This is a genomic window from Pseudomonas sp. BF-B-26 (genome assembly GCF_019956495.1).
Classification (GTDB): domain Bacteria; phylum Pseudomonadota; class Gammaproteobacteria; order Pseudomonadales; family Pseudomonadaceae; genus Aquipseudomonas.
Genome location: NZ_JAHBDP010000113.1, coordinates 39,255 through 59,851, shown reverse-complemented (window position 1 = coordinate 59,851; position 20,597 = coordinate 39,255). Strand labels below are relative to the sequence as shown.

Sequence of the window (20,597 nt, the reverse complement as noted above, 5' to 3'; positions counted from 1 at the left end):
CCCGGGTGTCTTTTGTCTGGAGTTCCCATGTCGCTGTCCAGCGGGCTGATCGCCGCCGTCGCCCTGGCCTATATGGCCATCATGTTCGCCATCGCCTTCTACGGCGACCGTCGCAGCGCACCGTTGCCGCCGCGAGTGCGCGCCTGGGTGTACAGCCTGTCGCTGGCCGTCTATTGCACCAGCTGGACCTTCTTTGGCGCCGTGGGCCAGGCCGCCGAACAACTCTGGTCGTTCCTGCCGATCTACCTCGGGCCGATTCTGCTGCTGGTGTGCGCGCCGTGGGTCCTGCAAAAAATGGTGATGATCAGCAAGCAGGAGAACATCACCTCCATTGCCGACTTCATCGCCGCGCGCTATGGCAAATCCCAGTCACTGGCGGTGGTGGTGGCGCTGATCTGCCTGGTCGGCGTGTTGCCCTACATCGCGCTGCAACTCAAGGGCATCGTGCTCGGGGTGAACTTGCTGATCGGCGCCGGTGCCGACGCCATGGGCACACGCGCCCAGGACACGGCATTGATCGTGTCGCTGGTGCTGGCGCTGTTCACCATCGTCTTCGGCACCCGCAACCTCGACGCCACGGAACACCACCGCGGCATGGTGCTGGCGATTGCGTTCGAATCCCTGGTCAAGTTGTTTGCCTTTCTCGCGGTCGGCGCGTTCGTGACCTACGGGCTGTACGACGGTTTCGACGACCTGTTCGACCAGGCCATGCTCGCCCCGCGCCTCGAAGAGTATTGGAAGGAAACCATCAACTGGCCGTCGATGGTGGTGCAGACCGGCGTGGCAATGATGGCAATCATCTGCCTGCCCCGGCAGTTCCATGTGACCGTGGTGGAAAACATCGACCCCCAGGATCTGCGCCTGGCCAAATGGGTGTTTCCAGCCTATCTGGCGCTGGCAGCGCTGTTCGTCGTTCCTATCGCCCTCGCCGGTCAGATGCTGCTGCCGAGTTCGGTGTTGCCGGACTCTTTTGTCATCAGCCTGCCGCTGGCTCAAGCCCATCCTGCCCTGGCAATGCTGGCGTTTATCGGTGGCGCCTCGGCGGCGACCGGCATGGTGATTGTCGCCAGCGTGGCGTTGTCGACCATGGTCTCCAACGACATGCTGTTGCCATGGCTGCTGCGGCGCAACAATGCCGAGCGGCCGTTTGAAGTGTTCCGCCAGTGGATGCTCTCGGTGCGCCGAGTGAGCATTGTGGTGATTCTGCTGCTGGCCTACGTCAGTTATCGCCTGCTCGGCTCGACGGCGAGCCTGGCGACCATCGGCCAGATCGCCTTCGCCGCCGTGACCCAACTGGCCCCGGCCATGCTCGGCGCGCTGTACTGGAAACAGGCCAATCGTCGCGGTGTGTTTGCCGGTCTCGCCGCTGGGACATTCCTGTGGTTCTACACCTTGATCCTGCCGATTGCCGCCAACAGCCTCGGCTTGTCGTTGAGCAGTTTCCCGGGCCTGGCCTGGTTACACAGCAACCCGTTGCACCTGCCGATTACCCCGCTGACCCAAGGCGTGGTGCTGTCGCTTGCGGGCAACTTCACACTGTTCGCCTGGGTGTCGGTGCTGTCGCGCACGAGGGTTTCGGAACATTGGCAGGCGGGTCGCTTCATCGGTCAGGAAATCAGCGCCCGCCCCAGCGCCCGTTCGATGCTGTCGGTGCAGATCGACGATTTGTTGCAGCTGGCCGCACGCTTCGTCGGCGAAGAACGCGCCCGTCAGAGTTTTATCCGCTTTGCCTACCGTCAGGGCAAAGGCTTCAACCCGAACCAGAATGCCGACGGTGAATGGATCGCCCATACCGAACGTTTGCTGGCCGGTGTGCTCGGCGCTTCTTCGACCCGTGCGGTGGTAAAAGCCGCCATCGAAGGTAGGGAAATGCAACTCGAGGACGTCGTCCGAATCGCCGACGAAGCCTCGGAAGTACTGCAATTCAACCGCGCGCTGCTGCAAGGCGCAATCGAGAACATCACCCAAGGCATCAGTGTGGTCGACCAGTCGCTGAAACTGGTGGCCTGGAACCGGCGCTATCTGGAGCTGTTCAACTACCCGGATGGACTGATCAGGCTTGGCCGGCCGATTGCCGACATCATTCGCTACAACGCCGAGCGCGGCCTGTGCGGTCCCGGCGAAGCCGAAGTGCACGTCGCACGACGCTTGCACTGGATGCGTCAGGGACGCGCCCACACCTCTGAAAGACTTTTCCCCAATGGCCGTGTGATCGAGCTGATCGGCAACCCGATGCCAGGCGGCGGTTTCGTCATGAGTTTCACCGACATCACCGCGTTCCGCGAGGCTGAGCAAGCGCTGACCGAAGCCAACGAGGGCCTGGAGCGTCGGGTCACCGAGCGGACCCACGAACTGTCGCAACTCAACCTCGCGTTGACCGAAGCAAAGGGCACCGCGGAATCGGCCAACCAGTCGAAAACCCGTTTCCTGGCGGCGGTCAGCCACGACTTGATGCAACCATTGAACGCGGCGCGACTGTTCTCGGCCGCCCTTTCCCACCAGGACGATGGCCTCTCCGCTGAGGCGCAGAAACTGGTCCATCATCTGGACACTTCACTGCGCTCGGCCGAGGACTTGATCAGCGACCTGCTGGACATTTCCCGCCTGGAGAACGGCAAGATCAACCCTGATCCCAAACCGTTCGTGCTCAATGAGATGTTCGACGTCCTCGGTGCCGAGTTCAAGGCGCTGGCCCTCGACCAAGGACTGAAATTCCGCGTCAGGGGCAGTGCGTTGCGCGTCGACAGCGACATCAAACTGTTGCGACGAATCCTGCAGAACTTCCTGACCAATGCCTTCCGCTACGCCAAAGGGCCAGTGCTGCTAGGGGTTCGCCGACGCAAGGGCGAGCTGTGTCTGGAAGTCTGGGACCGTGGTCCGGGCATTCCGTTGGATAAACAGCAGGTCATTTTCGAAGAATTCAAACGCCTCGACAGCCACCAGACGCGGGCTGAGAAAGGCCTGGGGCTGGGCCTGGCGATCGCCGACGGGTTGTGTCGCGTGCTCGGTCATACCTTGCGCGTACGCTCCTGGCCGGGGCGCGGCAGCGTGTTCAGCGTCAGCGTGCCGTTGGCTCGGGCGCAAACCGCGATCCCGACCAAGGTCGCCGAGCTCAATGGCAAATTGCTGAGCGGCTCGCAGGTACTGTGCATCGACAACGAAGACAGCATCCTGATCGGCATGAACAGCTTGCTCACGCGCTGGGGTTGTCAGGTCTGGACCGCGCGCAACCGCGATGAATGCGCGGCGCTGCTCAGCGATGGAATGCGACCGCAATTGGCGCTGGTGGATTACCACCTGGACGATGGCGAGACCGGGACTGAACTGATGGCATGGCTGCGAACCCGATTGGGTGAGCCAGTGCCAGGGGTAGTGATCAGCGCCGATGGGCGACCGGAGACGGTGGCCCAGGTGCATGCGGCGGGGCTGGATTACCTGGCTAAACCGGTGAAACCGGCGGCGTTGCGGGCGTTGCTGAGTCGGCATTTGCCGTTGTAGTGCGGCAGGTTTGAGTCTTGTTGTGGTGCAACTGCCGCCTTGCTCGCGAAGCTTTTCGGCTTACTCCGGCAATTCGGCCAACCCATCCACATCCGTCATCGCCCGCTCCAGCAAGTCTGCCGGCAGGCTCTTGCTCGCCCGTGCGCCAAGCAACTTGAGCTGCTCGGCGCGACTGACGAGATTGCCCCGTCCTTCTGTCAGCTTATTGCGCGCCGAGCTGTAGGCTTTATCCAGTTGCTGTAAGCGATTGCCGACTTCATCCAGATCCTGGATGAACAACACGAACTTGTCGTACAGCCACCCGGCCCGCTCGGCGATTTCCCGGGCGTTTTGGCTCTGGCGCTCCTGCTTCCACAGGCTGTCGATGACGCGCAGGGTTGCCAGCAAAGTGGTCGGGCTGACGATCACGATATTACGATCGAAGGCCTCCTGAAACAGCGTCGGCTCAGCCTGCAATGCGGCGGAAAACGCCGCTTCGATCGGTACGAAGAGCAGGACGAAATCCAGGCTGTGCAAACCGTCGAGACGCTTGTAATCCTTGCCGGCCAGCCCTTTGACGTGAGTGCGCAGAGACAGCACGTGCTGCTTGATGGCGATCTGGCCGATGGCATCGTCTTCGGCCGCGACGTATTGCTGATAGGCCGTGAGGCTGACCTTGGAGTCGACCACCACCTGTTTGTCGCCCGGCAGATAAATGATCACGTCCGGCTGGAAACGCTCACCGTCCGGCCCCTTGAGGTTGACCTGGGTCTGGTACTCGCGCCCCTTCTCCAGGCCCGCGTGTTCAAGCACTCGCTCAAGAATCAGCTCGCCCCAGTTACCTTGGGTTTTCTGCCCTTTCAAGGCGCGGGTCAGGTTGGTGGCTTCGTCGCTCAGGCGCAGGTTCAGCTGTTGCAGCCGCTCCAGTTCCTTGGCCAGGGAAAAACGTTCGCGGGCTTCTGCCTGATAACTTTCTTCGACGCGTTTTTCGAAGGACTGGATGCGTTCTTTCAACGGATCGAGCAACTGACCGAGACGTTGTTGGCTGGATTCGGCAAAGCGCTGCTCGCGCTCGTCGAAGATCTTGCCGGCCAGCTCCGCGAACTGCGCTCGCAGCTCGTCTCGCGAGCCCTGCAGGTCGTTGAGGCGCTGCTGATGGCTTTCCTGCTGCTCACGTAGCTCGGCGTTGAGCGAAGCGGCCTGGGCGTCCAGACGGCGCAACTCAGCCTCCTTGCCGGCGCGTTCCAGATTCCAGGCGTGGGCGGCATCGCGTGCGTCGTCACGTTCGATCTGCAGCAGTTCGACTTCACGGCGTAGGGCGGCCAGGTCTGCCTGTTTGGCGGCGTTGGCCTGGCCCAGATCACCTATTTCATCGCGACAGGCTTCGAGTTGCGCGTTCAATCCATCCTGAGCCAGAAGGGCCATGGCCAGACGCTCTTCCAGCAGTGCAACCTCTGACTGCGTGGTGCTCGCTCGCCGCTGAAGTTGCCAGGCCAGTACCAGTAACGGCAGCGCAGCGCCCGCCAGACCGAGCAATGCGCTGGTCAAGTCCATAGCCATAGCCACTCCTGCCAATGAAATAAAGCTTGAAGGTTAACCAAGGCGTCAGGTCTTGGACAGCTCAGTCTTCGATCAGACCCAGTTCTTGCTGGGCGCGCCGATCCCCTGCCCGCGCGGCCGAACGCAGAAGCTCCTGACCGATACGGCGATCCCGGGCATTCCCGCATTCACGGCACATCAGCTGACCGAGACGGCTTTGCGCGGCCACGACCCCTTCACGGGCTGGCTGCTTGAGCAACCGTCCGGCGAAGTGTTTGACGTTGGGGTTTTCGCCCAGGCTCGGGCTGTCCAGCAGCCACTCGGCCACCCGCATCGAAAGGCGCTTGGGCGGGGTAATGCTGGGAGGTGTGGAGGTTGCAGAGACTGATACTGAGCGAAACTTCATAAAGCACTGTGGGGCAGATCGGAAGGCGCGCCACTCTACTCTTTTTTTCTTACAGGTAAAGTCTAAAAAAACCCGGCACGCCCGTCCTAGAGCAAGCGCTCGGGACAATCCACAGAAGCTGTGGATAACTCAGTGGACAACCGCCCTTGAACTCTCGCAAAGCCGTATGGAATGGGGCCCGCAGTCAAACTGACGATTTTTTCACCAGTAAAAAAAAGCGATGTTTTTCATTGACTTAAATTTTGGTTACAGGCACCCACTGCGTTTGAAGGGATGATGACAGCGGCGTGACACCCTGCGTGACTTATGTGCACAAGTCCCTTCGAGGCAGTTATATCGATGCGCTTTTTCGGCGCATTTTTTGCCTGCACCTGGGGATAAACCTTGGCAAACCCGTGATCCAGACAGGTGTTGGCCCGATGAACCGTGACTACCAATGGTCGGAATTTGTTCTATTACAGGGCGCGTCTGCGGATCACGAGCCTATCGAGCGCCAATCTGGACGTTGAATGAGGGCGTTCTCAGAACTATTTTGCTAACACACTTCCCTTCGGCTATTCAATCCGTTAGTATCCGCGGCGTTAGTACCAAGCTGAAAGTCAATTCTGGTCGAACACATCCCCCCGGTCAGCCTTCCCAAAGGAAGCCTCCACCGACAAAGCGGGATCGACCACCTCGATGGTTTCCAGGTAAACCTTGCGTCAACACAGCCTTTGAATCGAAAGCAAAGGGTGTTGCGAAGCTCACTTACTCTGACCGAACCAACCTGCAAATTGATCAGGATCTTCACCCTGGGCCCAGAACCTTTGCCCTTGATGTGTTGCCTGCCCTCCTAAGTACCTACCTGCCAGCCCAAGCGCGCCAATTTATCAGCGCTTCAAACTGGCTGCTTTGTTCCAGTCGGGTTCTTCGTTCGACCAATGGTGGTCGTCGTCACTGGAACGTTTTAACTTTGCACGGTTCTTATCCGTGTCGCTTGTAGGAACACCCCATGACTATGTCTACTCAAATCCACACCCAGGATGCCATTCGCACCCTAACCAACGCTTTTGCACCAATGAACTGCCTGATCATGGCCGCTCGCAAAGGCTGCTTCAGCTTCACTCTGGTCAACGAACACGGCATCGCTCGTCACAGCGAACGCCTGTACCCCGATCAATACTCCAGCGCCGAACCGCTGCAGGCCGTGATCGAGCGTACCCGTCAGGCACTGGTTGCCTGATACGCCAGAAAGACTGAAAACCTCAAAAGCCTCGCTTTAAAAAAGCGGGGCTTTTTATTGCCTGAAATTTCTCTTTTCGCCGCTGCCGCCTAAGCACAAACCGATATAACGGTTATAACTCGCAGCCGGAAATATTTTAAAAACAGGCCTTTACGACGCGAATATGACACTACACTTCAACTCAAGCGGCTTAAGCCGCTTCCGGCGAGCCTGATTCGATTCACCCGCTGCCAAGGCCCTTCAGGTATCGCCGACCATTTCATGTTTCGAGGGTTTTATGGGTATCGCTGCCAGCGAACTGTGCCGTTATGTGATCCGCCCGACCTTGATTTATCTCGGGTGCCATAGCGCAACTGCCGAATCCTTGCTGCTGGGTGTCGCCGCCAGCCAGTCAGCCCTTGGAACGGCCCTGCATGACCGCCGCGGGCACGGTTTGTACCGAATCGCCGAACTCCGCCACCAGGCACTTTGGGACCACTACCTGGCACTTGACCCGGAACGCGCGAGCCTGGTTCGCGGCCTGGCCAGCCAACATGCGTTCCTGAGTGGTCCGCACCTCGAATTGACCGTCAACCTGCGTTACGCCACAGCCATCGCCTGGCTGCTGGTAGAAGAACAGAACACCCCCCTCCCCGAAGCAGACGACCTACTGGGAATGGCCCGCATCTGGCGCCAGACCTTCCAGCCTCAAGGACGCCTGAGAGACTTCACCTGCGCCTGGCAAACCTGTGTTTCACCGCTGAATCAGGTCGCCTGCTGATCTGCTGTTTCCACAAGATCGCGAAACGGCAGCGATTTTGGTCGGATTGTCCTACAAAACCGCTCTAAATCAAGCGATACAGCCTATAGCGCTGGGACGAAAATGTTGGTAATTTTCGCCCCGGTGATCACCAGGAGTTCTAATAATGAAAAAAGTAATGCTCAAAACCACCCTTAGCCTCGCCGTTACCTTGGCATCCACCCAGATCTTCGCAAGTGGCTTTGCCCTTAACGAACAAAGCATCAGCGGGATGGGGACAGGTTTTGCGGGGCGCTCTTCATCTGCCGATGATGCAAGTACAGTTTTTGGCAACCCTGCCGGTATGGCCCGCCTCAAAGGCCAGCAAATCACTGGCGGTTTCGCAGCGATCGACGCCTCGACCGATATCAGCGATACCAGCGGCCGTTCAAGCGGAACCAACAAAGGCGATATGGTTCCGCTCACTTCAGTACCGATGGGTTTCTATACCAATAAAATCAACGATGAATGGGCTTTTGGTTTGGGCGTCTACGCTCCGTTCGGGCTGATCACCGACTACGAAAGCGGCTTTCAGGGCCGCGCTTTCGGCAGCAAGAGCGAAGTCAAAGTCATCACTCTGCAGCCAACCGTCAGCTACGCTTTCAACGATAAAGTTTCGATCGGTTTTGGCCCTACCATCAACCGGATTTCCGGCACCCTGGAATCGGACATTGCTCTCCCTGTCCCCCGGACTGGCGATAACAATGTGGAGATCAAGGGCGATGATACGGCCTTGGGCTTTAACGCCGGCGTCCTGGTTCAAGCCACCGACACCACTCGCGTGGGCCTGACCTATCACTCGAAAGTGAACTACAAGCTCGACGGCCACACCGATGTGTCTACCGGCGCTGGTGTGCCACCTCAGCTGCTCAAATCCAACCGTTACGATGCCTCGCTGAAGATCGAAACACCTGAGTCCTATGACCTTTCCGTGACTCAAGATATAAATGATGCCTGGAAGCTCTATGCCGGTGCTACCTGGACTCGCTGGAGCCGCCTGAAAGACATCACGGTCAACAACGAAGGCGTAACCGCACTTAATGGTGGTGCCCTCGCCCCACGAATCGTGGGTACCATCAAGGAAGACCAGAACTGGCATGACACCTGGGCCTACGCCGTGGGTACTTCTTACCAGTTGAACAAGCAGTGGGTACTGCGTACCGGTCTCTCCTTTGACCAGTCGCCCACCAACAACACTGATCGTTCGCCACGCATTCCTACCGGCGACCGGACCATCTTCAGTGTCGGTGCGGGCTTCAACCCAACCGACGACTGGACCATTGATGTGGCTTACTCTTACCTCAAGGAAGAATCTGTCACTGTCAACCGCGCTAACGCTTTGGGTCAGTCCTACAACGCCAAATACGAAAACAGTGCGAACGGTTTCGGTGTTGGCGCGACCTACCGCTTCTGATGATTCACGGCGAACCTGAACCGCTCGCCGCCTGAATTGAAAAAGCCCCGCTCTCTTGTACAGAGGCGGGGCTTTTTGATGGACGTCGATCAGGGTTGCGAGGCCAGGGCTTTCTCCACCGCGGCGATGAACTCGGGATCGTCAGGCTTGGTCAGGCTGGAGAAATTGGCGATCACCTGGCCCTTGCGATCGACCACGTACTTGTAGAAGTTCCACTTCGGCGCGGTGCTCTGCCTGGCGATGATCTTGAACAAGTGCGTCGCATCATTACCGCGGACTTTCTGCGGTTCAGTCATGGTGAACGTCACGCCGTAGTTCACGTAGCAGACCTTGGCAGTCTCTTCGCCATCCTTGGACTCTTGCTTGAAGTCATTGGACGGAACACCGATCACCTCCAGCCCTTGATCCTTGTATCGCTGATTCAGCGCCTCAAGGCCTTTGAACTGCGGGGCGAAACCACAGAAGCTCGCGGTATTGACCACCACCAGCGGTTTGCCGGCGAAGCGCTGGCACAGGTCGATGGATTCCTTGGCGCGCAACTTGGGCAACGAGCCTTGCAAAAGCTCCGGGCATTCGGCCGCTTGAGCCAATCCACTAAACGCTACCAGTAACGCGGGAACTGCGAGCCAGCGCATCAGCATATGGGGGCATCCTTAGAAGTCGTCCCAACCGAAGTTACTCGCCCTCACATCCTGCTAGCAAGCACCCATGCCCAGTTGCATCAACGCCAGCCCGCCCTGGTGCCACCCCCACCAAGACAGGGCCAGCAGCAAGGCGCAGACAGCGGCGACAGCGATCCGCGGCCAGAGACTGTTCATATCGCACTCATCTGTGTTTGCAGGCGCGCCACCGGCCGCTCACGCACCGGCCAGTTCAGGGCGGCCGCCAACAGGCTCAAGAGAATCGCCACTTGCCAGATCAAGTCATAGCTCCCGGTTCGGTCATACACCACCCCGCCCAACCAGCCGCCGAGGAACGATCCGAGCTGGTGAAACAGGAAAACAATCCCACCGAGCATGGACAGATTTCGCACACCGAACAAGGTCGCGACAGTGCCGTTGGTCAAGGGTACCGTCGACAGCCACAGGAAGCCCATCGCCATGCCAAACAGGTACGCCGTGGTCGTCGTGACGGGCGCCCACAGGAACAACCCGATCACCACTGCCCGCAGCAGATACAGGCCAGTAAGCAAACGTGGCTTGGACATCCGTCCGCCGAGCCAGCCCGCCGTGTAGGTCCCGAAAATATTGAACAGCCCGATCAACGCCAGCACCGTGGTGCCGACGCTCGCCGGAAGGTGCTGATCCACCAGATAAGCCGGCAAGTGCACGCCGATGAATACCACCTGGAAACCGCAAACAAAAAAGCCGAACGCCAGCAGCCAGAAGCCCGAATGGGAACAGGCCTCGTGCAATGCTTCGGACAGCGTTTGCTCATGACCGAACACCGGCAGCGGCTTGTCCTTGAGCATGCTGACCAGCGGCACAATCAGTGCCACCAACAGGCCCAACACCAGCAATGCCGCGGACCAGCCGAGCCAGCCGATCAACCCCAGCGTGCCGGGCAACATGGCGAACTGGCCGAAAGAGCCGGCAGCGCTGGCGATGCCCATGCCCATGCTGCGTTTCTCTGGCGGCACTGCGCGGCCGACCACGCCAAGGATCACCGAGAACGAGGTACCGGACAGACCGATGCCGATCAACAGGCCGGCACTCAGTGACAAGGTCATGGCCGAATCCGACAGGCCCATGAACACCAGGCCCAATGCATACAAGACACCGCCGACCAACACCACTTTCGCGGCGCCAAAGCGATCGGCCAGCGCGCCGGTGAAGGGCTGAGCCAGGCCCCAGATCAGGTTCTGCAAGGCAATGGCGAAGGCAAACGTCTCACGCCCCCAACCGAACTCGGCACTCATCGGCGCCAGAAACAGCCCGAAGCCGTGTCTTACACCCAAGGACAACGCAAGAATCAGCGCACTCCCCAACAATACCCAACCACACGTACGCCACATCGATGTCATTCTTGTTCTCCGGTAGCGGGTATATACCCGCTTAAGATCGGAAAAACCGGCATCACGCCAGTTCGTCCAGCAGTCGCAGCAAGGTTTCGCGTTTCTCGGCACCCAAGCGGTCAATCAACCGCTGTTGCGCCGCTTCCCACGCGGGCAAGGCCGCTTTCAGGCGTTCAACACCGGCCTCGGTGAGCATGACGATGCGGTTACGCATGTCTTCGCCCTCGACCAGCATCAGCAGGCCTTCGCCTTCCAGCACCCGCAGATTGCGCCCCAAGGTGCTGCGATCCAGCCCCATGGCCTCGGCCAACGTGGAAATACTCGGTTTATCCAGACGCTGCAGATTACACAGCAGAGAATACTGGGCGACGTTGATCCCGAAGCCGTCGAGAGCGCCGTCGTAATGCCTGCTGACGCCACGGGCGGCGCGACGCAGGTTGATGCATAAACATTGGGAGTCGAGCATGGTGCGTGTATATACCCGCTGTTGTGTTAAATCAAGTTACAGATGAGTTCATTCATAGTTATTGAGGATCTGACAGACCGCTTTCGCGAGCAAGCCCGCTCCCACATTAGATCTTCAGCGAACATAGATTTTTTGTTCTGCGCAATCAAATGTGGGAGCGGGCTTGCTCGCGAAAGGTCCAGCACATCCACCCAATAAACATCAGGTCAACGCCAATCCCACCAGCACCGCGACCTCAAGAATCTCCAGCAACGCCCCCGCCGTATCGCCCGTCGTGCCGCCCAATCGGCGCAGCATCACTTGCCGCAGCCAGACAAACACCAGCGCCGCCAGCACCACTGCCAACACGCCGCTGAGACCGGCAATCAAAACGCAAGCCAACGCACTCACCGCCAACACCTGCTTGCCCGCCACACGTGGCAGATGATCGGCCAGCGCTTGCCCCAAGCCACCGGCGCGCACATAAGGCGTGGTCAGGAACAACCCCAACATCGCGCTGCGCCCGATCATCGGGACAATGATCAGGACAACGGCGTGTTGCTGCTCGATCAATGCCAGCAACGCGGCGAATTTGAGCAGCAACACTAATACCAACGTCACGACCGCAATCGGTCCGCTGCGCGGGTCCTTCATGATCGTCAAGGTGCGCTCGCGATCGCCGAACCCACCGAGCCATGCATCGGCGCTGTCGGCCAGGCCATCCAGGTGCAAAGCACCGCTGAGCAAGACCCAAACCGTCAGCAACAGCGCAGCGTGAAGCAACAACGGGGTGCCGAGCAGCAGCCAGTTGAACGCCCACAAAATCCCGCCGAACAGCAGGCCGACCAGCGGATAAAACAGCAGCGACCGCCCCAATTCCTGTGGTTCCGGCATGCCCGGCAGACGAATCGGCAGACTGCTCAAAAATTGCAGGGCGATCCAGAACGGCAACATGGTCAGAGCGCTTCCTTTAACAACGGGCCGGATTCGACCGTCAGCGAAAACAACGCGCCATGCCCGACTTCGACGTTGAGCAACTGCTCACGAGGCAATCCCCGCGCCTGAGCCAGCAACAAGCGCATGACCCCGCCGTGACTGATCAGCAACACCCGCTCGCCTGCGTAGGTAGCCTGCAAGCGCTCAACAGCTGCCAACACCCGCGTCGAAAAATCCACCACCGGCTCACCCTGAGGCGGCGTAAACGAATAAGGGTCGGCCCAGAACAATCCCAACGCCTCGGCATCGGTTTCCATCAACGCGGCGGCGCTCTGCCCTTCCCAGGCGCCGAAGTGCAGCTCCTGGAGCTCTTTATCCAACTGCACCGGCAAACCCAGCTGTGCACCGAGTTCTTCGGCGAACCGCGCACAGCGCTGCAGTGGCGAGCTGACCAAACGATCCCAAGGCCCCTGCTCGACCACCGCCGCGCGCATCTGCGCCCAGCCCTTGTCGGTCAGCGCATCGTCGAGGCTGCCGCGCAAACCGCCACCGAGTTCGGTTTCGCCGTGGCGCAACAGGTCCAGGCGCAAGGTCATGCCGGACGATCCGCCACGGCGGCCTCGGCGAAGGTCGCCATCTGCCCGTGAAGGTCGCACGCCAGACGCAGTAACGGCACGGCCAACGCGGCGCCACTGCCCTCGCCCAGACGCAGGCCGAGGTCCAGCAGCGGTTCGGCGTTCAGGGTTTCCAGTACATGACGATGACCCGGCTCGGCGCCGCGATGGCCGAACAACAGCCACTGACGGCATTCAGGATTCAAGCGCACTGCCACCAACGCCGCGACGCTACAAATGAAACCATCCACCAGCACTGCGACGCCTTCCTGGGCACACGCCAGATACGCGCCGACCAGGGCCGCGATCTCAAAACCGCCAAGGTTGAACAGGGTTTGCAGCGCATCACCACGCTGAGCGCTGTGCAACGCCAAAGCGCGTTCTATCACCTGCGCTTTATGGCTGACACCCGCCGCATTCAAACCCGTGCCCGGCCCGGCCAGATGCACCACCGGGCAATTGAGCAAGGCACACGCCAACGCACTGGCCGCGGTGGTGTTGCCGATGCCCATCTCGCCACCGATAAACAACTGCGCACCCGCCGCGATGGCGCGCTGCACGCTGTCGCGGCCGGCCTGCAAAGCGAGTTCGCCTTGAGCCGGCGTCATTGCTGGACCTTCGACGAAATTCGCCGTACCCGGGCCGATATTCATGTGACGCACACCCGACAAATTCAACGACGGCGTCACCGTGCCGAGGTCGACGACTTCCAGGGAGGCCCCGAGTTGCCGCGCCAGCACGCTGATCGCCGCCCCACCGCTGACGAAGTTGAGCAACATCTGCCCGGTGACTTCCTGGGGAAATGCCGACACCCCTTCAGCGACCACGCCATGGTCACCGGCAAAAATCGCGATCCACAGCTGATCCAGACTCGGCTTGACCTGCCCTTGCAGTCCGGCCAATTGCACGGCCACCGACTCAAGGCGACCGAGGGAGCCGGCCGGTTTGGTCAGCTGCTGTTGACGGGCCTGCGCCTGTTCGACCGCTTGAGCATCGATCGGTTTGCACGGGTTCAGCCACCAGGAGTGAGTCATAACGCAGTTCCTTTCAAAGTCAGGGGCAGGCCGGCGACGGTCAGGACGACTCGCTGACAGCGCTCGGCCAAGGCTTGATGCAGCCAACCGGCTTCATCGACATAGCGGCGAGTCAATTCGCCCAGCGGCACGACACCCATTCCGGTCTCGTTGCTGACAAAAATGATTTCACCCGGCAACGATGCCAGGCAGTCCAGCAGCGCATCACGCTCAGCCGACAGACGCTCGGCGTCGTCGAGCATCAGCAGATTGGTCATCCATAGGGTCAGGCAATCCACCAGCAGGCACCGATCGGCGCTGGCGGTTTCGCGCAGGACGCGGGCGAGCTCCACAGGTTCTTCGATCAACGCCCATTCGGCTGGACGACGGGCGCGGTGATGGGCCACCCGCTCGTTCATTTCACCGTCGAGGGGTTGGCTGGTGGCGATGTACGTCACTGCCAGACCGCTGTCGGAGGCGAGTTTTTCAGCCAGGCGACTTTTGCCGGAGCGCGCGCCGCCGAGGATCAGTTGCAGCATGGTCATTCCTTCAAGTTAGCGGTGAGGCCACTGCCCTCTTCGCGAGCAAGTCGAATCGTCGCACCGCCGCTCCCACACTGGAATGCGATCACCTGTGGGAGCGGGCTTGCTCGCGAAGAGGCCAGCACGGTCACCCTAAAACCCACAGAGCTCACGCAACAGTCGAGTATCCAGATGCTTCTCCACCAGATCCGCCAGCCGCTCGATATCGCGCTCACGCAACGCGTGATAATCCACGTCCTGCACCGCCTGCAAACCGGCCCAGCGCAACAGCGCACTGCACGCCGCGGGCGATTCAAACAGGCCATGCAGATAGGTGCCGAAAATCTGCCCATCCACGCTTTGCGCACCGTCGCAGCGACCGTCGTCCAGTTGCACGGCGGCGTTTTCCAGCGCCGGCCCGGTGGTCACGCCAGCATGAATTTCATAGCCGCTGACCGGCGCGTCTTCGAGCGCCAGACGCCCGCGCACATTGCGCAATTGCTTCTCTTCTTCGAGCCGGGTTTCGAACGCCAGCAAGCCCAAACCGGCGCTGGAACCCGGTGCGCCTTCGAGGCCCAACGGGTCGTGTACCTGGTCGCCGAGCATTTGCAGACCACCGCAAATCCCCAGCACTTTGCCGCCATAACGCAGATGACGACTGATCGCAGTGTCCCAGCCATTGGCCCGCATATACGCGAGGTCGCTGCGCACGCTTTTCGAACCGGGGAGAATAATCAGGTCCGCCGGTGGAATCGCCTGACCGGGGCCGACAAATTGCAGATCTACCTGCGGATGCAGGCGCAGCGGATCGAAATCGGTGTGGTTGCTGATGCGTGGCAGCACCGGCACCACCACTTTCAGCACCTGGTCGGCCTTGTCGGTCTGACGCTGATCAATGCCGTCCTCGGCCTCAAGGTGCAGGTCCATCACGTAAGGCAGAACGCCGATCACCGGTTTGCCGGTGCGCGCTTCCAGCCAGTCGAGACCCGGTTGCAGCAAAGCGATATCGCCACGAAACCGGTTGATGATGAAGCCTTTGACCCGCGCCTGCTCGCTGGGCGATAGCAGTTCCAGCGTGCCCACCAGATGCGCGAAAACCCCACCGCGATTGATGTCGGCGATCAGCACCACCGGACAATCCACGGCCTCGGCAAAGCCCATGTTGGCGATGTCGCCGGCACGCAGATTGATCTCGGCCGGCGAGCCCGCGCCTTCGACCATGACCACGGGATAAGCCGCGCTCAGCCGTTCATGAGAGGCCAGCACTGCTTGCATGGCGATGGCTTTGTAGTCGTGATACGCGACTGCGTTCATCGTCGTGACCGCGCGGCCATGGATGATCACTTGAGCGCCGGTGTCGCTATTGGGTTTGAGCAGCACCGGGTTCATGTCGGTGTGCGGCTCAAGGTTGGCGGCCTGAGCCTGCACCGCTTGCGCACGACCGATCTCGCCACCGTCGGCGGTCACGGCGCTGTTGAGCGCCATGTTCTGTGGCTTGAACGGCACGACGCTGACGCCCTGACGCGTGACCCAGCGGCACAACGCCGTTACCAGCGTGCTTTTACCGGCGTCGGACGTCGTGCCCTGCACCATCAAAGTCGCGCCCTGCACCATCAACGTAGTCATTGGGTTTCCCTAGCGTAGGCTTCGAACGCTTGCGCGAGACGTGTCCAGTCGGCTTCATCGGCGGGCAAGCCGAAACGCAGGCTGCTGTTGTGCGTGAACAACCGCAGCAGAATGCCGCGCCGGGCCATGAATTCATGCAAGGCTTCGGCGCGTTCGGTGATCATCCATTGAAACAACGCGCAGCCGCCCTGTGGTTTGAAACCGTGCTGTTCCAGCAGCAGCGCCAGACGCTCGCTGGCCTCTTCAGTGCGAACCCGTTGCCGGGCATGCCCTTCGGTATCCAGCAGACAGGCCTGACCCAGTACCCGCGTCGGCCCGCTGACCGCCCATGGTCCCACTTGCTCGGCCAGCAACTTGAGCAACTTGCGCTCGGCCAGCGCGAAACCCAGGCGCACACCGGCCAGGCCGAAAAACTTGCCGAAGGAACGCAGCACGATCAACCCAACCTGATTGGCAAAAGGTGCCAGGCTCAGCTGCGGCGTGTTGTCCATGAAGGCCTCGTCCACCACCAGCCAGCCACCGCGCTGGGCCAGTCGCGAGTGCCAGTCGAGCAGGCGACTCGGTGTCAGGCTCAGGCCGGTAGGATTGTTCGGGTTGACCACCACCAGCACGTCGAGGCTGTCGAGATAGAAATCGACTTCCTGCTCCAGCACTTCACGCACGATGTAGCCATTGCGGCGCCACGCTTCGGCGTGTTCGGCGTAACACGGCGAGAGCACACCGACCTTGCCCGCCCGGCGCAAACGCGGCAGCAACTGGATCGCCATTTGCGAACCGGCCACCGGCAGCACCTGAGCGGCGCCGTAATAATCACAGGCCGCCTGCTCCAGACCGTCATCGGTTTCCGGCAAACGCGCCCAGGCCCGCAACGGAATCTGCGGGACCGGAAATGGCCAGGGCGCGAGGCCGCTGGACAGGTCAAGCCACTCGGCTTCGGCGATGCCGTATTCGAGCGCCGCCTTGCGTAACCGACCACCGTGCTCAAGCATAGAATTCAGCCCCCACGCAGAGGATCAGCAACCATAACCATACCCCGCGCTGGACCAATTGCCAGCCGCGGTCGATGGAGTCGGCGTCCGCCGGTTCGCCTTCGCCCAATGGCGGACGCTGATGCAGTTCACCGTGATAAATCGCCGCCCCGCCCAACTCGACACCGAGCGCTCCGGCACCGGCCGCCATCACCGGGCCCGCATTCGGGCTGTCCCAGGTCGGGCCCTGGGTGCGCCAGCATTTCAGCGCCAGACGGGTTTTGCCCAGCAGCGCGTAGGTCAATGACACCAGGCGTGCTGGAATATAGTTGAGGACATCGTCGATCTTTGCAGCCGCCCAGCCGAAACGCTCGAAGCGTTCATTGCGGTAACCCCACATCGCATCCAGCGTGTTGCTCAAACGGTAGAGCACCACACCGGGCGCGCCAGCCACGGCAAACCAGAACAGCGCAGCGAATACCGCGTCGCTGCCGTTCTCCAGCACCGATTCTGTAGCGGCGCGGGCGACTTCGGTTTTATCCAGTTCGCTGGTCTGGCGGCTGACCAGATAACTGACACGTTTGCGCGCCTCGTCCAGATCATCACTGCGCAGCGCCTTGGCCACCGGCTCGACGTGTTCACCGAGACTGCGCATGCCGAGGGCGCAATAGAGCACCAGAATCTCGACGATCCAACCGACATAGGGCGCCCAGGAAAACGCCGTGGCCAGCAGGGTCAGCGGTAACACCGCGATGACCCAGGCAGTGACACCATGACTGCGCCAGCCGCGACCTTCACCGTTGAAACGTTGCTCGATGCGGTCGGCAAAACGGCCGAACGCCACCAGCGGATGCCAGCGTTTGGGTTCACCCAGCAGCGCATCCAGCGCAACCGCGGCGACACTCAACAACGCCACACTCATTGACTCACTCCCCAATAATTTTCATACAGCAGCTCACTGAGCGGACGCGCCTGCGCCCAGCCTTCGAGTACCAGCATCGGCGCCGGATAGAATTCCTTGACCGGCCCCAGGCAAAGAACGGCCAAGGGCTTGGCTCCGGCGGGCAAACCCAGCAAGTCCGCCAGTGCTTGCGGCTCGAACAGCGAGACCCAGCCCATGCCCAATCCTTCAGCGCGGGAGGCCAGCCAGAGGTTCTGAATCGCGCAGGATAGCGAGGCCATGTCCATTTCCGGCATCGTGCGACGGCCGAAGATATGACGCTCGCGATCATCCATCAGCGCCGCGACCAGCACCTCGGCGCAGTCGTTGATGCCTTCGACTTTCAGCTTCATGAATTCGTCGGTGCGCTCGCCGAGGGCTTCGGCGGTGCGGATGCGTTCTTCTTCCACCAGTGACTGGATCTTGCCGCGCAGGGTTCGATCGCTGATGCGGATGAACCGCCAGGGCTGCATCAGGCCGACACTCGGCGCCTGATGCGCGGCTTCGAGCAGGCGCCGCAGCAACTCGGGCTCGACCGTGCCACCGCTGAAATGACGCATGTCGCGGCGTTCGCCGATGGCTCGGTAGACCGCTTCGCGTTCGGCTTGGCTGAATGCGTTGTCAGTCATGGCCTCTTCGCGAGCAAGCCCGCTCCCACAGTGGAAGGTGTGCTGCCTGAAGAAACGCGGCCCCCTGTGGGAGCGGGCTTGCTCGCGAAGGCGGCCTCAAGGTCAGGCGCAAACAATGCGGCAATCGCCGAAGGATTGGACGGAAAATAAAAGTGCACATAAGAAGCCGTCATCCGCCCCTCACGATAAACCGCCTCCGCCCCACGCCCACCATTCGGGCTCAGCCCACGAGCAATCGGCTCAAGTTCAGTGCTGGTCAACGAATGGTGATAGGTGTGCCCACGCAACAAACCTTCTGGCAACTCGACTGCCTGCAACGCCAACGCGGCCAGACGCTTTTGCATCACCGCATCCCCCGCCAGCAAGCCGACCAGTTCAGCACGAGTGCCCTCGACATCGGTCAACGAATCGAGCAGATACAGCATGCCGCCGCACTCGGCCAACAACGGTTTACCCGCCGCATGGTGAGCGCGGATGGCGGCCAGCATCGTGGTGTTCTGTGACAGCGCCACATGGTGCAATTCGGGATAACCGCCCGGCAGATAGAGGCTGTCTGCCTCCGGCAATTGCGCGTCACGGATCGGTGAGAAAAACGACAACTCGGCACCCATGGCTCGCAGCAAATCCAGGCTTGCACCGTAGGTGAAGGCAAACGCTTCGTCACGGGCCACGGCGATACGCACACCGGCCAGCAGCGGTTCTGCAGCGATCACATCAGGCGCGGCGAATTCCACCGCCGGTGGCAGCGCGACCTCGCAACTGCTGGCCAGTGCGTCAGCTGCTGCATCGAGACGCAGGTCAAGATCGTTCAACTCACTGGCCTGAACCAGCCCGAGATGCCGACTCGGCAATTCGATCCCGGTTTCCCGGGACAAGGCGCCGTACCAGCGCAAGCCTTCAGTGAGGCTGCCTTCCAGTAATTGCGCGTGACGCAGAGTGCCGACGCGGTTGGCCAGCACACCGGCAAACGGCAAGTCCGGCTGATACTTCGCCAGCCCCAACGCCAGTGCGCCAAAGGTCTGGGCCATGGCAGTGCCGTCGATCACACCGAGCACCGGCACACCGAAGTGCCGCGCCAGATCAGCGCTGGACGGCGTACCGTCGAACAGCCCCATGACGCCTTCGATGAGGATCAGATCCGCTTCGCCGGCGGCTTCCCACAACAGCCGACGACTTTCCTGCTCGCCGACCATCCACATGTCCAATTGATAAACCGGTGCGCCGCTGGCGCGCTCGAGAATCATCGGATCAAGAAAGTCCGGGCCGCATTTGAACACGCGCACTTTGCGCCCCTGATTGCGATGCAAACGGGCCAGTGCGGCGGTGACGGTGGTCTTGCCCTGACCGGAGGCCGGCGCGGCAATCAATACCGCCGGGCATTGACGATGGCTATTCATAAAGTGCTGCTCACAACTCGACGCCTTTTTGCGCTTTGATCCCGGCCTGGAACGCGTGCTTGATCACGCCCATTTCGGTGACGGTGTCGGCCAGCTCGATCATCTCCGGCTTGGCGCCGCGACCGGTCACCACCACGTGCTGCATCGGCGGACGGGCCTGCAAGTCGCTGAGCACTTGATCGAGATCCAGATAGCCGTGCTTGAGTGCAATGTTCAATTCATCCAGCACCACCAGGCCGATCGACGGATCACGCAGCAATTCGCGCGACACCGCCCACGCGGCTTCGGCGGCGGCGATGTCACGCTGGCGATCCTGGGTTTCCCAGGTGAAGCCTTCGCCCATCACATGAAAACGCACCTGTTCCGGGAAGCGCCGGAAGAACAGCTCTTCGCCGGTGCTGCTGCGCCCCTTGATGAACTGCACCACGCCACACTGCATGCCGTGGCCCATGGACCGGGCGAGCATGCCGAAGGCCGAGCTGCTTTTGCCTTTGCCGTTGCCGGTCAGCACCAGCAGCAGGCCGCATTCATTCGGGGAATTGGCGATGCGTTCGTCGATCACGGCTTTTTTGCGCAGCATGCGCGCCAGATGACGTTCGTCACGATCGGGGGTATCAGTCATGGGGAGCTCTCCGTTGAGGCTGGATAACGGCGGGCA

20 protein-coding genes are annotated in these 20,597 nt (G+C 60.8%); 4 read left to right on the top strand and 16 right to left on the bottom strand.

What is annotated here, in order from left to right:
• Nucleotides 1–27 precede the first annotated feature (27 nt).
• Entirely contained in the window at nucleotides 28–3,498 is a 3,471-nt protein-coding gene (locus KGB03_RS25670) for a PAS domain-containing hybrid sensor histidine kinase/response regulator (RefSeq protein ID WP_192406914.1), read from the top strand.
• A 60-nt stretch (nucleotides 3,499–3,558) separates the two neighbouring features.
• Here the strand turns inward: KGB03_RS25670 and rmuC are convergent, their stop codons facing one another.
• Together rmuC and KGB03_RS25660 are read right to left on the bottom strand one after the other, a co-directional pair.
• Nucleotides 3,559–4,923 carry a DNA recombination protein RmuC gene (gene rmuC, locus KGB03_RS25665; RefSeq protein WP_165934047.1) on the bottom strand — a complete coding sequence of 455 codons (1,365 nt, stop codon included), beginning with the start codon at nucleotides 4,921–4,923 and terminating at the stop codon, nucleotides 3,559–3,561.
• A 175-nt stretch (nucleotides 4,924–5,098) separates the two neighbouring features.
• Nucleotides 5,099–5,422 carry a sel1 repeat family protein gene (locus KGB03_RS25660; RefSeq protein WP_218537269.1) on the bottom strand — a complete coding sequence of 108 codons (324 nt, stop codon included), beginning with the start codon at nucleotides 5,420–5,422 and terminating at the stop codon, nucleotides 5,099–5,101.
• 997 nt (nucleotides 5,423–6,419) lie between these two features.
• Here KGB03_RS25660 and KGB03_RS25655 point away from each other — a divergent pair.
• The 3 genes from KGB03_RS25655 to KGB03_RS25645 all read left to right on the top strand — a co-directional run bounded on the left by KGB03_RS25655 (nucleotide 6,420) and on the right by KGB03_RS25645 (nucleotide 8,836).
• Nucleotides 6,420–6,644, top strand: a complete 225-nt coding sequence (locus tag KGB03_RS25655; RefSeq protein ID WP_007898912.1) for a hypothetical protein — start codon at nucleotides 6,420–6,422, stop codon at nucleotides 6,642–6,644.
• A 277-nt stretch (nucleotides 6,645–6,921) separates the two neighbouring features.
• Nucleotides 6,922–7,404: a hypothetical protein gene (locus KGB03_RS25650; protein WP_111450726.1), complete on the top strand. Its 483-nt coding sequence runs from the start codon at nucleotides 6,922–6,924 to the stop codon at nucleotides 7,402–7,404.
• Between the two features lie 145 nt (nucleotides 7,405–7,549).
• Complete coding sequence (locus tag KGB03_RS25645; RefSeq protein WP_218537268.1) at nucleotides 7,550–8,836, top strand: OmpP1/FadL family transporter; 1,287 nt, start codon at nucleotides 7,550–7,552, stop codon at nucleotides 8,834–8,836.
• A gap of 89 nt (nucleotides 8,837–8,925) precedes the next feature.
• On the opposite strand, the gene KGB03_RS25640 is transcribed toward KGB03_RS25645, so the two are convergent.
• The 14 genes from KGB03_RS25640 to cobO all read right to left on the bottom strand — a co-directional run bounded on the left by KGB03_RS25640 (nucleotide 8,926) and on the right by cobO (nucleotide 20,561).
• Nucleotides 8,926–9,477, bottom strand: coding sequence for a glutathione peroxidase (locus KGB03_RS25640; RefSeq protein WP_111450728.1), 552 nt, complete (start codon nucleotides 9,475–9,477; stop codon nucleotides 8,926–8,928).
• 54 nt (nucleotides 9,478–9,531) lie between these two features.
• Entirely contained in the window at nucleotides 9,532–9,654 is a 123-nt protein-coding gene (locus KGB03_RS31140; protein WP_007977581.1) for a hypothetical protein, read from the bottom strand.
• Nucleotides 9,651–10,859 (bottom strand): MFS transporter, encoded by a 1,209-nt coding sequence (locus KGB03_RS25635; RefSeq protein WP_192406904.1) that lies wholly within the window; start codon nucleotides 10,857–10,859, stop codon nucleotides 9,651–9,653. The genes KGB03_RS31140 and KGB03_RS25635 overlap by 4 nt, the downstream gene beginning before the upstream one ends.
• Before the next feature lie 52 nt (nucleotides 10,860–10,911).
• Nucleotides 10,912–11,316 carry a MarR family winged helix-turn-helix transcriptional regulator gene (locus tag KGB03_RS25630; RefSeq protein ID WP_033055842.1) on the bottom strand — a complete coding sequence of 135 codons (405 nt, stop codon included), beginning with the start codon at nucleotides 11,314–11,316 and terminating at the stop codon, nucleotides 10,912–10,914.
• 201 nt (nucleotides 11,317–11,517) lie between these two features.
• A complete protein-coding gene (locus tag KGB03_RS25625; RefSeq protein WP_223529770.1) occupies nucleotides 11,518–12,249 on the bottom strand; it encodes an adenosylcobinamide-GDP ribazoletransferase in 732 nt (243 codons plus the stop codon).
• A 2-nt stretch (nucleotides 12,250–12,251) separates the two neighbouring features.
• Entirely contained in the window at nucleotides 12,252–12,827 is a 576-nt protein-coding gene (gene cobC / locus KGB03_RS25620) for an alpha-ribazole phosphatase family protein (protein WP_223529768.1), read from the bottom strand.
• A complete protein-coding gene (gene cobT, locus KGB03_RS25615) occupies nucleotides 12,824–13,879 on the bottom strand; it encodes a nicotinate-nucleotide--dimethylbenzimidazole phosphoribosyltransferase (RefSeq protein WP_223529766.1) in 1,056 nt (351 codons plus the stop codon). The genes cobC and cobT overlap by 4 nt, the downstream gene beginning before the upstream one ends.
• Nucleotides 13,876–14,397 (bottom strand): bifunctional adenosylcobinamide kinase/adenosylcobinamide-phosphate guanylyltransferase, encoded by a 522-nt coding sequence (cobU, locus tag KGB03_RS25610; protein ID WP_223529758.1) that lies wholly within the window; start codon nucleotides 14,395–14,397, stop codon nucleotides 13,876–13,878. Before cobU ends, cobT begins: the two co-directional genes overlap by 4 nt.
• A 135-nt stretch (nucleotides 14,398–14,532) precedes the next feature.
• Nucleotides 14,533–15,993 carry a cobyric acid synthase gene (locus KGB03_RS25605; protein ID WP_411740364.1) on the bottom strand — a complete coding sequence of 487 codons (1,461 nt, stop codon included), beginning with the start codon at nucleotides 15,991–15,993 and terminating at the stop codon, nucleotides 14,533–14,535.
• Nucleotides 15,994–16,001: 8 nt separating this feature from the next.
• The gene (gene cobD, locus KGB03_RS25600; RefSeq protein WP_223529755.1) at nucleotides 16,002–16,994 is read right to left on the bottom strand and encodes a threonine-phosphate decarboxylase CobD; all 993 of its coding nucleotides are present in this window, start codon (nucleotides 16,992–16,994) and stop codon (nucleotides 16,002–16,004) included.
• On the bottom strand, nucleotides 16,987–17,895 hold the full coding sequence (gene cbiB, locus KGB03_RS25595) for an adenosylcobinamide-phosphate synthase CbiB (protein ID WP_223529752.1): 909 nt from the start codon (nucleotides 17,893–17,895) through the stop codon (nucleotides 16,987–16,989). Before cbiB ends, cobD begins: the two co-directional genes overlap by 8 nt.
• Nucleotides 17,892–18,542 carry a 5,6-dimethylbenzimidazole synthase gene (gene bluB / locus KGB03_RS25590; protein WP_192406893.1) on the bottom strand — a complete coding sequence of 217 codons (651 nt, stop codon included), beginning with the start codon at nucleotides 18,540–18,542 and terminating at the stop codon, nucleotides 17,892–17,894. Before bluB ends, cbiB begins: the two co-directional genes overlap by 4 nt.
• Entirely contained in the window at nucleotides 18,539–19,939 is a 1,401-nt protein-coding gene (locus KGB03_RS25585) for a cobyrinate a,c-diamide synthase (RefSeq protein ID WP_218537260.1), read from the bottom strand. The genes bluB and KGB03_RS25585 overlap by 4 nt, the downstream gene beginning before the upstream one ends.
• A 10-nt stretch (nucleotides 19,940–19,949) precedes the next feature.
• Complete coding sequence (cobO, locus tag KGB03_RS25580; protein ID WP_046048017.1) at nucleotides 19,950–20,561, bottom strand: cob(I)yrinic acid a,c-diamide adenosyltransferase; 612 nt, start codon at nucleotides 20,559–20,561, stop codon at nucleotides 19,950–19,952.
• Nucleotides 20,562–20,597: the final 36 nt, after the last annotated feature.

Excerpts from the sequence above, each read along its gene's own strand:
- KGB03_RS25670 (WP_192406914.1), top strand. The coding sequence starts at position 28 with ATGTCGCTGTCCAGCGGGCTGATCGCCGCCGTCGCCCTGGCCTATATG.
- KGB03_RS25660 (WP_218537269.1), bottom strand. The coding sequence starts at position 5,422 with ATGAAGTTTCGCTCAGTATCAGTCTCTGCAACCTCCACACCTCCCAGC.
- KGB03_RS25655 (WP_007898912.1), top strand. The coding sequence starts at position 6,420 with ATGTCTACTCAAATCCACACCCAGGATGCCATTCGCACCCTAACCAAC.
- KGB03_RS25650 (WP_111450726.1), top strand. The coding sequence starts at position 6,922 with ATGGGTATCGCTGCCAGCGAACTGTGCCGTTATGTGATCCGCCCGACC.
- KGB03_RS25645 (WP_218537268.1), top strand. The coding sequence starts at position 7,550 with ATGAAAAAAGTAATGCTCAAAACCACCCTTAGCCTCGCCGTTACCTTG.
- KGB03_RS25640 (WP_111450728.1), bottom strand. The coding sequence starts at position 9,477 with ATGCTGATGCGCTGGCTCGCAGTTCCCGCGTTACTGGTAGCGTTTAGT.
- KGB03_RS31140 (WP_007977581.1), bottom strand. The coding sequence starts at position 9,654 with ATGAACAGTCTCTGGCCGCGGATCGCTGTCGCCGCTGTCTGCGCCTTG.
- KGB03_RS25635 (WP_192406904.1), bottom strand. The coding sequence starts at position 10,859 with ATGACATCGATGTGGCGTACGTGTGGTTGGGTATTGTTGGGGAGTGCG.
- KGB03_RS25630 (WP_033055842.1), bottom strand. The coding sequence starts at position 11,316 with ATGCTCGACTCCCAATGTTTATGCATCAACCTGCGTCGCGCCGCCCGT.
- KGB03_RS25625 (WP_223529770.1), bottom strand. The coding sequence starts at position 12,249 with ATGTTGCCGTTCTGGATCGCCCTGCAATTTTTGAGCAGTCTGCCGATT.
- cobC (WP_223529768.1), bottom strand. The coding sequence starts at position 12,827 with ATGACCTTGCGCCTGGACCTGTTGCGCCACGGCGAAACCGAACTCGGT.
- cobT (WP_223529766.1), bottom strand. The coding sequence starts at position 13,879 with ATGACTCACTCCTGGTGGCTGAACCCGTGCAAACCGATCGATGCTCAA.
- cobU (WP_223529758.1), bottom strand. The coding sequence starts at position 14,397 with ATGCTGCAACTGATCCTCGGCGGCGCGCGCTCCGGCAAAAGTCGCCTG.
- KGB03_RS25605 (WP_411740364.1), bottom strand. The coding sequence starts at position 15,993 with ATGGTGCAGGGCGCGACTTTGATGGTGCAGGGCACGACGTCCGACGCC.
- cobD (WP_223529755.1), bottom strand. The coding sequence starts at position 16,994 with ATGCTTGAGCACGGTGGTCGGTTACGCAAGGCGGCGCTCGAATACGGC.
- cbiB (WP_223529752.1), bottom strand. The coding sequence starts at position 17,895 with ATGAGTGTGGCGTTGTTGAGTGTCGCCGCGGTTGCGCTGGATGCGCTG.
- bluB (WP_192406893.1), bottom strand. The coding sequence starts at position 18,542 with ATGACTGACAACGCATTCAGCCAAGCCGAACGCGAAGCGGTCTACCGA.
- KGB03_RS25585 (WP_218537260.1), bottom strand. The coding sequence starts at position 19,939 with ATGAATAGCCATCGTCAATGCCCGGCGGTATTGATTGCCGCGCCGGCC.
- cobO (WP_046048017.1), bottom strand. The coding sequence starts at position 20,561 with ATGACTGATACCCCCGATCGTGACGAACGTCATCTGGCGCGCATGCTG.